We start from the raw sequence: 13,000 nt of genomic DNA, 5'->3' as shown, positions 1-13,000 counted from the left end.
TAGCGGTGCTATGCTAAAATCTCCAAACAGCCTGATTTTCTTACGATTGCAACACTTCCCGTAAACACGGGACAGGCTTCACCCCTGACATTGGTCAGGACGGAGAAATCCTATTACATAATTCGGGTTAAACTACTGAAGGGCATAAATCATACGGGAATTAATTCCACTACACTGTAATTATCTTGATTAGTTTATCTTGTCTTAAACATTAGTCATCTAAATTGACTAACGTTTAAAAACCTAGAAAAATATAAGCCCTCCTTTGATTTTCAAGGGAGGGCTTGCAATTGATTTACCAGTTTCTATCCTTCAAGTAGGCATCAAGTTCAGCCTTACTCATAGGTAGATCATTTTTACTGTTTAGCCAATTCATAAAATCACTTTTGATTTTTTCACTCCATCGGCTATCAATTTCTCCGGCAGTATATTTTTTCTCCTGTAGTCTAAGGTGACCAAATTGATCCCTAAGCGCAGTGAATTCTGCATTGATCACAAGATCTGCAACCAAATGAGCTGGAATAAATATTACTCCCCATTTATTAGCCAAAACTGCATCGCCAGGCAATACAGTAGCCCTTCCCATTCTAATTGGATAGTTAATAGTAGTTAACATCATTTCCTGGATGTAGGACGGATCATGACCTTTTATCCAAAGATTGAAACCTTCAATCTTGTCCAAACCAGCCATATCTCTCACTGCACCATTAAATATAACACCTCTTTTTGAGTTGGTATATATAGCGATTCCAAGATTGTCTCCAATCAAAGTTCCATCTGCAATTTTACCATAGCTATCAGCAACATAAATATCACCTTCAACTAATCCATCGATTGGCCAGGAATTGGTACCTCCGGATTGGGCTCTCCCCTCCTCTTTACCAACTTTCTTAACCATGTTATTTACATCCTCTCTAAAAGGCATATATTGGGCAGTAACTGCCCGACCAGTCATAACTTCATTGTCATCTAAAATTATCCAATCGTTTTCAAACTGATTGTTATAACCTTTGTTTCTTAAAATTCCCCAGGCTTCTTCCATGGATATGGCTTTAAGTCTTTCAAGGTATTCATCAGAAACTTTTGGTCTTCCATCAGGAAATCTTTCTCCCTCCCATTCTACAGTCAAAGCTTTGATTTGATCTGGTGTAGGTGAAATTTGTTGGGCAAAACTCTCTAGCGTAAATGTCGATAGACATACGAGGCAAGCAAGCGTAATCTTATTCATCATAATCAGGTTTTATACTATTTAAATGTGAATTTCTTGAAAAGAAAGTAATAAAACAACCAGTCTCCAATCTAAATTATTTAAACCTACATAAACGGAGACTAGTTTTTAACTCCACCACCTGTCATTTGATCGATCAGTATTCCAATCATCAGTAGGCGCAAAGTACTCAGTACCTTCTTGTAAGTGTTGCTTAATCACCTCTTCATTCAATTCAATTCCTAAGCCCGGACCTTCCGGTACTTTGGCAAACCCATCAATTACCAATGGTTTGGGGATATTTTTCACCATGTCTTCCCACCAGGGAATATCTACAGAATGATGTTCCAGTGCTATAAAATTCTCCGTAGCAGCCGCACAATGAATATTTGCCATAAAAGAAACTGGGGTTCCAGCAAAATGCATGGCCATAGGTATGCCCTGTTCTTCCGCGTAATCTCCAATCTTCTTTGTTTCTAAAATGCCTCCTGAGGATGCCAAATCAGGTTGTATCATATCGATAGCACGAGCTTCAATCAACTTGATAAACTCCTCTTTGAGAAATATATCTTCACCTGTTAAGGTGGGCGTTTTAATGGCATTTGTTATTTGCTTCCATTTTTCTGTATAAAACCAAGGAACCATGTCTTCTAGCCAAGCCAACCGATATGGCTCTAAGGCTTCTCCTAAGCGGATACATTCTTTATAATCAAAATGACCAAAATGATCCGCCGCTAAGGGGATATCATAACCAACTTTATTTCTTACTGCAGCAACAAATTCAACCATTTCTGCAATCCCTTTATCTGTTATTTGGACTCCTGTAAATGGGTGTCCTGTTCTACCATAGCTACCATATTCTGAATCCCATGATTTGCCTTTTTCAAAGGCTCTGGTATTGACAACAGATCCCTCATTGTCTTTTACCATCTCCACACCAAAATCCATTTTAAGAAAGGTATAGCCTTTGTCTTTTCGGGCTTTTAACCTATCGGCAAATACTTCAGGATCATTGGACTTGGTGGTATCTGAATAAAGACGAATTGAATCTCGGTATTTACCTCCCAACATTTGATAAATTGGTACATTATAGGCTTTACCTGCCAAATCCCATAAAGCCATTTCAATACCACAAACACCACCAGCTTGTCTGGCATGGTTTCCAAAAAGTTTAATTTTCTTAAATAATCGCTCTACTTGACATGGATTCTCACCAAGAATTCTACTTTTCAAAACTAGAGCATATCTTGCACTCGCCCCATCTCTAACTTCCCCCAAACCATAAATCCCTTGGTTGGTATCGATTCGGATAATTGGACAACGCATAGGTGCGCCTGCCACTTCTGCAATTCTCAAATCCGTAATTCTCAAATCTGAGGGATTAGAATTTCGATTGACATTTTGCATGGAATGAGCAAGCGTATCCTCAATTGGCAAGGACATGAATGCACCAAGTCCCAATCCTCCTAGAGCCGCTTTCTGAAGGAAGGATCTTCGATCAGGAATTCCTGTCTCTTGAGGCTCTATCGTTTTTTGAGGTTCCTCCTTTTTGAATGAGTTAGGTAAATTGAAAAGGTTACTAAATTTTGGGTTATCTATTGGTTTCATAGTTATTGGTTTAAGTAATTTTATTATTCAAAAAAAGGTACATCTTTGACTGCATATTTTCTCATCCCCTCCTCATTGATTTCTACTCCAATTCCGGGCTTTTCAGAGAGTTTAATGAATCCGTCAGAAGTTCTTTCACCATCGTAAGTAACTATGTCCTGCCACATCTGATCTGTATCCATATAAATCTGCCATTCCATAATCTGAAAATTAGGAACAGAGGCACATACATGGCAAGATGCCATGGCTCCTAAAAAGGAGGCCACCATATGAGGACTAAAAGGCACATAAAATAAATTGGAAAGGTTTGCGATTCGCTGAGCTTCTCCTAATCCCCCAGCTTTCTGAATATCTGGCATGATAATGTCAGCACCCCCCTCTTTTAGTATATTGACAAAACCATAAGCCAGGTAAACATTTTCACCCGTGCAAATAGGTGTACTGGTCTGTTGGGTGAGTTTTTGGTAGAGATTAGGGTTGTCAGCTGGTATTGGTTCCTCCAACCACATTAAATCAAGGTCTTCATACATTCGGGCCATTTTAACACCCGTTATATAATCATACCGACCATGCATGTCCACACAAATATCGATTCCCTTGCCAACCTCTTCTCTCACTGCAGCAATGGCATTGTACATCCGATCTATCTCTGCGGGACTAGCTGTCCAATTGAATCGATCATACTTATTAGGGTCTCCCCCATCATCTACATCAAACTTAACCGCAGTATAGCCCCTATCCACCGCCCCTCTAGCAGCTTGTGCATAATCCTGAGGGCTTGGATTTCTGGATGTGTACAATGCAGTATCACAATAAACCCGGATTTTATCTCTAAACTTACCTCCTAATAACTGGTAAACAGGAACACCAAAGACTTTGCCTGTAATGTCCCAAAGGGCAGTTTCTATAGCCGTAAGAACCGCCACAAATACCCCAGATTGGGCTCCACCAAAAAAGGCTCCCTTTCTTAATTGCTCTGCAAGACGGTTAGGGTTGAGTGGATTTTCTCCTTTGATTTGCCCACCAAGCCTTTTGACCAAGTGATAGGTTCCATGAATGGCGTCTACTGCTTCACCACAGCCAAAGATGTCCTGATTGGTGTAGACTTTAACATATAAGGCTCCCCTAACGAATCCGCATTTAACATCAGTGATTTTAAGTGTAGAAGGATTCGAGTGCCTGGGCATTTTTTCCACTGCTGCAGAGAGCACTGTACCATAATTGGAAAAAAAGGCCGATCCAGTAAGGCCCGCTAAGGCGGCTTTAGAAAGAAAAGACCTTCGGTGTAGGCTTTTAGTCATGCTTATCTATTTTAGGTTTAAATCGATCTATTAAAATTCAGTCAATAAACTTAAAAGTGAGTCAATAACTGAGGCGTCTCATTCAATTCAGCAATAAATATAGGTTTATCACACTTATTTTAAATGTATTAACACAAGACTATTCAATTAATATTTTAGTATCCGGAAATTGAAAAAACCATTTTACCAGGTCCTTTCTTTTAATATTTCACGAATCTGTTCTTCTGGAATTGGTAAGTCATCAATATGATCATTGAGCCATTTAGAAAAATCCTTTTCTATTTCCGGAGACCAACGCGTATCAATTTGTCCTGCAGTATATATTCCCTCTCTAATTCTACTGTGGCCAAACATGTCTCGAAGACGTACTACTTCAGAAGTCACAACAACTTTTTCCGCCAAATGAGGAGGAATAAAAGTAACGGCCCCATCTCTACCCAATACCACGTCTCCTGCCATTACTGTTACTTGTCTGATTTTGGTAGGTTTATTGATTCCAATTAACATGGTATTTAGATCCCCTGATTGGTTGTGATGGGAAGGGTGGTAACTACTAAAATAAGATGCAAATCCAGCTATGGCTTTCAAGCCGTTGATATCTCTAATGGCTCCATCATAGACGATACCATTTCCGGATTTTGCATAGATGGCATTCCCTACATTATCTCCTATGGTAGGACCTCCAACATGCAAACCAAATTGGTCAGCTACATAAACATCTCCAGGTACCAAAAGGTCTACGGGCCAACTGTTTTGACCACGTTTTCCTTCAGCCTTGCCTCTTTTGTCAATGGCATCATGGATATCTGGCCTTCCTGGCATAAAAGTAGCTGTAAGTGCCCTACCCACCAGGACACTATCCGGATGAATAGTTTCCCAGTGTTCGGCATATTGGTATTTGTAGCCTTCATTCTTTAAAACAGCCCAGGCTTCTTCGTGGGTTACCATCTTCATCCTTTCCAATAGTGAATCAGAAACCTTAGGGCGACCATCTTCAAAACGTTCACCTTTCCATTGAGGGGTGAGGAAAAGCATTTCTTCTTTACTTATCTGTTGTCCTTCACTATGAATTATTACAATTAAGAAAAATGATAGTGCAAACAATGCTTTTCTTCTTATCCATTTTTGCATACTGAATCAGCTAATTAATAAAAACTTTATTTGAAAACTATCTTAGAAGAAATTGGTAATGCCTTATCCATAATTATTTTACCATCTTACTTTTTGAAAAGTCCAACCTGGCTGCACTTTTCTCATTTCTATCTGATCGTCTCTTTTAGACAAACCGCAATCAAGGTATTGCTGATGAAGTACTTTCAAGGCTTCCCGATCTAACTCTACCCCTAAACCCGGGCCTTTAGGTACCTCTACAGCCCCATTTTCAAATGATATACTTCCTCCAAGTATCACTTCTTCAGACTGCCAAGGATAATGCGTATCTAGCGCATAGGGAACTTCAGGCAATGCAGCACCTAAGTGAACCATAGCAGCCAATGAAATGCCTAGATGACTATTGGAATGCATGGACAGTTTTCTATCAAAAGTGCTACAGAGTTTTGCCAATTCCATAGAAGCTTTTAAACCTCCCCAAAAATGATGATCACTAAGAATAATATCTTCCGCACCCAATCGAATACTTGATGGAATTTCATCGAAGGAGGTGGTACACATATTGGTCGCCAAAGGTGTTTTTATTAATTTCCTTAACTTGGCCATTTCCTCCTGTCCACGAACAGGATCTTCTAAATATTCCAAGATTGGCACCATTTTTTTACCATATTTCAAGGCGGTTTCCGGCTTCCAAATGGCATTGGGATCAAACCTTAATGGCATGTCTTCACCAAATTCTTTGTGCAAAGCAAACATGGCATCCACCTCAAGTTCAGGCTCAAAAGCCCCACCTTTTAGTTTTATGGATTGGAAGCCGTAGTTTTTACACATGGCCTTTGCCTGAGCAACGATTCCTTTAGGATCTATAGCTGCTTCTTGTCTTGCAGCATCCCATCCGCTCGCGTTTGGTGCTTTTCCAAAACCGAGCTCTCCTCCAGCACCTTCGTATTTGAAAAACAGGTAAGCGGCAAAAGGGACGGCATCCCGCATTTTCCCTCCCAAAAGATCCACTATTGGTCTGTTAACCACCTTTCCTATAATGTCAAGGCAGGCCACTTCAAGGGCTGAAAAAACATGTACAAGTTTTCTTTGATCCCATGGGGCATCTCCCCTGTCTTTGCTAGTGTCGGTGCCAAAATGAGCATTCAATGCCTGCTGTAGTTTGCCAAATTGGTAGACATCTCTACCAATAATAATTTTGGCAGCCTCAGCCAGAGAACTATTAATGGCGTCGTTTCCTGGTATTTCGCTAATTCCAACAATTCCATCCTCTGTCACTAACTCTACTATGGTTCTCAATGCATAGGGTGCATGTAATCCTGCCGCGTTCAATAGCGGTGGATCCTTAATCGCGATAGGGGTTATGATCATTTCCTTAATGATCGGTCCCCTACCTGCTGTATTTTTATTCATAGTGTTTAGAATGAAGGTTTAGTCTACATTGGATAATTTTTCCATTAACAATGCCAAGGCGCTATGGTCTTTCTCATCCCATCCAGCAGCCAATACGGCATCCATATGACTGGCTACCAAGGCAGAGCCATAAAGAGGCACCTTAAATTCTTTACCCGCCATTAAGGCTATGTTCATGTCTTTACGGTGCAATTTTATTTTAAATCCTGGTTCAAAATTCCGGTCAATTATCCTTTGACCATGTAAATCAAGTATTCTACTTTGGGCGAAACCTCCTAAAAGAGCTTCACGCATTTTTTCAAGGTTAACACCAGCCTTTTTAGCCAATGTAAAAGATTCAGCAACCGCCTGTATGGTCATTCCCACAATCATTTGGTTACAGGCTTTGGTTAATTGTCCAGCGCCGGCATCTCCAATGAGAACTGCACTTTTACCCATCACTTCAAACAATGGCTTTACTGCATCGAAAGCAGATTGCTTCCCTCCAACCATAATCGAAAGGTTTCCGGACTCCGCTCCTACCTGACCTCCTGATACAGGAGCATCCAATGCATCCACACCTTTCAAAAGCATGGCTTCTGCAACCTCCCTAGCTGTGGATGGTGCAATGGTTGACATATCTACGAAAATACTCCCTGATTTGACTCCTGCTAAAACACCCTTATCACTAAAAACCACCTCATTTACTTCTGGAGAATCCGGAAGCATGGTAATAATGATTTCTGAATTTTCCGCTACTTCTTTACAAGAGTGATAGGCAGTTGCTCCTTTAGGCGTCAAGTCAGCAGCGGCTTTGCTACTATTTAAAATATTAATTTCGTAGCCAGCATTGATTAAGTTGATAGCCATGGGTTTACCCATAATTCCCAATCCTATAAATCCTACTTTCTTCATAATAGTTGCTCTTTGTTAATTATTATTTGGTCACTTATTTATTGATAGTTATTTTTTTGAAATCAGGCCTCATCTTTTAATGCTTGGAGTATACCTATAATGTGTCCATAAGCAAATGAAAATGCTTGGGAACTAGCTCCTTCTGCCTCATGTGTAGGCACGTGATCTGGCATTACCATGCCATCAAATTCCACATCTCTTAAGGCCCGCATTACATGGAAGAAATTCATTTCACCATTGTCGGGAAATACCTCTTGAAAATTGTTGTAATTGCCTTTAATATTTCTGAGGTGAACATTGAATATCTGTTTTCTCTTTCCAAAATATTCTATGATTGGAAAGATATCATTTTTCGGATCCCTTAGCCCTTCAGCTATAGACCCTATGCAAAAATTAAAACCATGATAGGGACTATCTGACAATTTAGCAAACCTCTTCATACCTTCAAAAACTTCAGGGCTATTCCATCTCATTATCCCTTTATATTTATCTGGAACCGGTGGATCAGCAATGTGATTTCCCAATTGCACTTTGTATTCCTCAGCCACTGGAACAATTCTATCCAATAAATAGGCAATTCTTTCAAAGATTTCATCAGCATCTACATCTCCTGCAACGGTAAGCGGCTGCTCCCGCTTTAGGGCTTCTTCATAATTCCAGGTACTGTAGGAAGCATTACCTCTCATTGGGTCAATGGTTCTACCCGTTCGCAGCACAGGTAAAATAGTGGTATTGTAATTCAACAATTTCACACCTGTTTTTGCAGAAACCTGAATCATTTGTTGGATCATTTCTATTTCCTTATCTCTTTCAGGACTTTTTCCCAGCATGATATTGGGTACTACCACACGATCGATCCCGGCGGAAGTCAAAGGCAGATGATAAGCATCCAAACTAATTCCGAATTTTTCACATGCTTCTCTTTTCCTTAAGGAGTCTTCCAGGTCCCAACCTTTACCTGGAACGAATTTAGGCATTCCACCGTCCATGTTATAAACACCATGCCTGGCTTTAAAAGCAAGGTTTTCTTCGGAAGTACCTCCCGATTGACAGCCTACTTTCATCAATACTTTTTTTGCTGCTTGGGCTTTTATAGAAGAAGGTCTGGAGGCTGATCTATCCGCACCAATGGCTACTGTAGCCGTAGTCAATGCTCCTGCTGTACCAGAAGCAAAAAGTTTCATAAATTTCCTTCTTTGAAGGGTTTTAAGGAAGTTTTTCATAATACTTTGGGTTTATAATCAACTTTAAATTAAAGGGAAAATTTTAGCTGCAATCATTATGGTTATTAAGCCTACAATGCCCATGATGGTAAGCAATGGGGAAAAGGTTCTCAAGGCTTCTTTTTCCGTAAGATTACTCATTTTACATACAATCCAAAATCCACTGTCATTCATCCATGGAACGAGCTTGGAACCACAAGCAATAGCTAGACCAAGGTACAAATGATGAAAATCCAAGCCTGTGGTAGACATACCTGACAGGATTCCCGAAGCAGTGATCATGGCAACAGTGGCCGATCCTTGAGCTGTTCTTACAAGTGCTGTTATAAAGAATGCCAATGGAATCAAGGCCATTTGGTAACCTGAAGTTAGGTCTGCAATGCGTAAACTAATACCAGTTTGCTGTAACATGGCACCAAAAGCTCCACCTGCAGCCGTTATTAGTATAATTACTCCACCACTGGTTAAGGCGGATTGGACAGCTCCTTTCATTCCATCATTGGATTTATTTCTTTGGAGAAATAAAGTCAGCAATGCAGCCATAGCCCCCATAATCAAGGCCATATTTTTCTCGCCAAAAAACTTAAGTAAAACCAAGAGAATATTTTCGCTACCTGCTTCATTAACATCCATGAAAGTGTTTATGGTAGCACTTCCTGTAATTAGCAATAGGGGTACAAGGATCGGAGACAAGGAAATGGAAAGTGAAGGTAACTGCGAAGCATCTTTATTAGCCAAAGCTTCAATTTCACTTAGGGGAGCATCTAGGGATTCCCTTAATGGAATAGGATTCCGCTTGTTAACCCATACTGCAAAGAAATATCCCGCTATAATGGTAACTGTTCCCACTAGAAAGCCTCCAACCATCATCATTCCTATAGGTATATTCATTTCTGCAATTAGAAACAAGGGGCCAGGAGTAGGTGGTACAAGAGAATTTGCCATTGCTGCCCCTGCCGTAATGCACAAGACCAACAATAAATAACTCTGCTTCAATCGCATGGCCATGGCTTTCGCCAAAGGGATCATCAGATAAAAGACAGTGTCAAAGAATACGGGGATTCCAAGAAAGAAACTTCCACTTAAAAAGGCCAAAGGTGCATTTTTCTCACCAGTTAGCCCCAGAATTGACCTAACAATTCTTTCCGCCGCCCCACTCATTAGCATGGCCTTGCCTATAATTGCCGCCATAGCTATCAGAATACCAATTTTACCAACAGTACTTCCAAAAGCAGCAGCAATGCGCTCTCCAATAGAAGTATTTGCCAAGGCATTAGCTGCCGTTTCAGATTGACCTTTGCTTAAAGCAAATTCTACAATTGCTGTAGCAGGGGTCAACCAAGCTACTACTAAGGCTGCCAATATTAATGCAATAAAAGGATTTAATTTCCCACCAATTATGCCACCTACAACGATGACCATGCCAATCACTAAAATAATTAAAGGATCCTGTAACATGTGTTTATTCCTTTTTTATCTTAGCCGAATTCAACTGACTGGCAAGCGCCCTTGCACCATTGGCAACAAAAGTGGCATCAGCACCACAGGCAATAAGCTGTATCCCCATTTCATTGTATTTTGCAAAATCATTGGGATCAAAAATTAATATACCAACTGCCTTACCTGCATTTTTTGCTGCTGCTATGATTTTATCTACGGCATCAATAAATAAGGGATGAGATAAATCTCCATCAATACCTAAAGCCATTGTAAGATCTGCTGGGCCAATAAATAGTACATCAACTCCAGGTAATGAAGCAATTTCATCCAATTCATCAAGTGCTTCCACCGTTTCGATTTGAATTACTCCTAGCAAGTTATCCAGGGTCCCTTCTTTATAGGCATCAAAATTTTTCCCAAAACCAGTGGCCCTGACCATTTTGGCTACTCCCCTCACTCCTAGAGGTGGATAATGTATACCAGCAATGGCTGATTTGGCCTCTGTGGCCGATTTAATGCGGGGCACCATTACTCCATTGGCTCCCAAATCTAGAACGCGATGGATTCTTTCCTTTTGATAGCTTTCAACACGGACCAAGGAAGCCGCCGGTGTATGTTCCAAAGCCTGAAGTTGGTGTAAGAGATCTGTTTGTTCTCCAGCTCCATGTTCTAGGTCAATCAGAACCCAGTCGTAACCTGATAAGCCAACAATTTCGGCCGTTACAGAACTACCAAGATTGAGCCAGCACCCGGCCAAAGTTTCACCCGCCTTAATTCGTTTTTTGATTTTTTTCATTAAAATTTATAGTATGGTATTAAGTTGATTTTCTTCTATTCCTTTCACGAAACACGATTCTCATTTACACAATTAGGGAACCTATCAGGCCATGTAAACTTTTCTAAATCATAGGATTAGTTAAACCCGAAATATGCAATAGACAATCTATTACGTGCTGAAATCGCTTTAAAATCAGCCACTTCGTTGCTGTTTTCAATTTCACCATAGCGGTGCTATGCTAAAATCTCCAAACAGCCTGATTTTCTTGCGATTGCAACACTTCCCGTAAACACGGGACAGGCTTCACCCCTGACAATGTCAGGGCGGAGAAATTCTATTACATAATCCGGGTTAATCCATCTCATTTCAATACTTGTACTGAAACCCAATCACCATCCGAAGGATTTTCCTTTGATTACAAAACTCAATAGGTACCCATCTGTGTAATTGAAATGTTTATTGTTTCACATCCCACCAAACTCTTGTATCAAGAATATCCGGCCCCATTCTACTGGTGGCAAGATCTACGTTTTCTTTATTGACAGTTAACTCGGAATCAGGATAGGTTAGTCTTCTGATAAAGTCTTCCTCTTTAAGGTCACTACCTGGGTAAGGATTAGGATCTACGTCAGGATAACCTGATCTTCTAAAGTTTGCCCATGCTTCATGGCCAATTAGATAAGAGGACATCCAATACTGAGTATTAATGAGCTCAAGTTCTTTACCAGCTTCCAATGGATGGGCAGCTATGTAAGCATCGATTTCACTAGAAGAAATAGCCATATTATTGCCCCACAATGCCATTTGCTCCATATGTGCTCTTATACCGTCATGGTACAATTGTTCGGCATCCCCAGGGGCCCAGCCACGAAAAGCAGCTTCTGCCCATAAAAGCAATGTTTGAGAATAGGTTACTAGAAAATTTGGTGCTTCAGGATTTCCCATCCTACTTCTATCCAATTGTGTATAATCAAACAAGCTCGCCAAACCTGCATCCTCTACTACAGGAATAATGGTGGTATTGTCATAGCCCTGAGGCATTCCGACCTGGGCATCAAAATCCCTATTGGCATTTTCTTCAACTTGGTCATTACCGCTAAGCGCACCAATATACCTTACCCCGATAGAAGTCAATCTGGGGTCGTTGTTGTCTTTAAGGAAATCAACAAATTCTTGATCCAGATAGTAAAAAGGTGCTTGTCCTCCATTAAGGTTTGTACCTACACCATTTCTATAATCTGCATTGTGTCGGACAACGGCATTGTCATCGTTTGACTGCATCAAACCACCTGAAACTGCTTTGCTGGCATAAGAAGCAGCGGAAGTAGGATCGACTTTAGAAAGTCGCATACCAGCACGAAGCATTAAAGAATTCCCTAACCTCTTCCACTGTTCCACATTTCCACTGTACATTACTTCCTGCCCTATTGCATCCTTAGATGCATCAAGGCCTTGCACTGCGCCTTCTAGGTCACTTAATATTCCAGCATAGATACTTTCTTGAGAATCATACTTTGGAAAAACCAAACCATCAATGTATCCTTTACCAGCTTCTGAATAAGGAATGTCTCCATAGGTATCGGTTAAGGTCATGAAAGTATGTGCTTTCCAAATTTGAAGAATATGTTTAAGATTAGTTCTTTCTGGCATGGATTCCAGCCTGGCCAAACCATCGATTAGGTTTTTCAATACGGTACGATAACCCGTGTTCCAGTTTCCTTCTGTGGCTGCTCTATTGTCTTGATTTAAATTGCCTCCAGTTCCTACCCCTTGAAAGGGAGTAATCATTTGTCTGACAATAGTTACTTCATAAGTCAAGTTATTGTAGCCAGGAGAACTAGAGATTATGGCCTGATTCAATTGAAACGCGGGGTCTATCGAAGTAAGCCGAACAGGGTTAGTGTTCATCTCATCAAAGCCCGAATCGCAGGAGAATAAAATGAACAGTAAAATAAAGGGATAGATGTATGATTTTTTTGACTTTTTCATCTCTGATAAATTTAATTGTAACTCATGGTTGATTGGA

Annotated in this window: 10 protein-coding genes; all 10 read right to left on the bottom strand. The window is 40.4% G+C overall.

Annotation, left to right across the window (positions count from 1 at the left end; translation table 11 throughout):
• Positions 1 to 295: 295 nt before the first annotated feature.
• Positions 296 to 1,231: an RraA family protein gene (locus tag CA2015_RS20280; RefSeq protein WP_048643550.1), complete on the bottom strand. Its 936-nt coding sequence runs from the start codon at positions 1,229 to 1,231 to the stop codon at positions 296 to 298.
• 105 nt (positions 1,232 to 1,336) lie between these two features.
• Positions 1,337 to 2,815, bottom strand: coding sequence for a mandelate racemase/muconate lactonizing enzyme family protein (locus tag CA2015_RS20275; RefSeq protein ID WP_240477860.1), 1,479 nt, complete (start codon positions 2,813 to 2,815; stop codon positions 1,337 to 1,339).
• Between the two features lie 23 nt (positions 2,816 to 2,838).
• On the bottom strand, positions 2,839 to 4,116 hold the full coding sequence (locus CA2015_RS20270) for a mandelate racemase/muconate lactonizing enzyme family protein (protein WP_048643549.1): 1,278 nt from the start codon (positions 4,114 to 4,116) through the stop codon (positions 2,839 to 2,841).
• 183 nt (positions 4,117 to 4,299) lie between these two features.
• Positions 4,300 to 5,247: an RraA family protein gene (locus CA2015_RS20265; RefSeq protein ID WP_048643548.1), complete on the bottom strand. Its 948-nt coding sequence runs from the start codon at positions 5,245 to 5,247 to the stop codon at positions 4,300 to 4,302.
• 78 nt (positions 5,248 to 5,325) lie between these two features.
• Positions 5,326 to 6,639: an enolase C-terminal domain-like protein gene (locus tag CA2015_RS20260; RefSeq protein ID WP_048643547.1), complete on the bottom strand. Its 1,314-nt coding sequence runs from the start codon at positions 6,637 to 6,639 to the stop codon at positions 5,326 to 5,328.
• Positions 6,640 to 6,657: 18 nt separating this feature from the next.
• On the bottom strand, positions 6,658 to 7,533 hold the full coding sequence (locus CA2015_RS20255) for a 2-hydroxy-3-oxopropionate reductase (protein ID WP_048643546.1): 876 nt from the start codon (positions 7,531 to 7,533) through the stop codon (positions 6,658 to 6,660).
• Between the two features lie 62 nt (positions 7,534 to 7,595).
• The gene (locus tag CA2015_RS20250; RefSeq protein WP_048643545.1) at positions 7,596 to 8,756 is read right to left on the bottom strand and encodes a mannonate dehydratase; all 1,161 of its coding nucleotides are present in this window, start codon (positions 8,754 to 8,756) and stop codon (positions 7,596 to 7,598) included.
• 24 nt (positions 8,757 to 8,780) lie between these two features.
• A complete protein-coding gene (locus CA2015_RS20245) occupies positions 8,781 to 10,214 on the bottom strand; it encodes a GntP family permease (protein WP_048643544.1) in 1,434 nt (477 codons plus the stop codon).
• 4 nt (positions 10,215 to 10,218) lie between these two features.
• Positions 10,219 to 10,992: an HpcH/HpaI aldolase family protein gene (locus CA2015_RS20240; protein WP_048643543.1), complete on the bottom strand. Its 774-nt coding sequence runs from the start codon at positions 10,990 to 10,992 to the stop codon at positions 10,219 to 10,221.
• A 438-nt stretch (positions 10,993 to 11,430) separates the two neighbouring features.
• Entirely contained in the window at positions 11,431 to 12,963 is a 1,533-nt protein-coding gene (locus CA2015_RS20235) for a SusD/RagB family nutrient-binding outer membrane lipoprotein (RefSeq protein ID WP_048644654.1), read from the bottom strand.
• Positions 12,964 to 13,000 lie beyond the last annotated feature (37 nt).

This window comes from Cyclobacterium amurskyense (genome assembly GCF_001050135.1).
Lineage (GTDB): Bacteria > Bacteroidota > Bacteroidia > Cytophagales > Cyclobacteriaceae > Cyclobacterium > Cyclobacterium amurskyense.
Note: the sequence above shows the minus strand (reverse complement) of the source record. Positions and strands in the feature narration are given on the sequence as shown.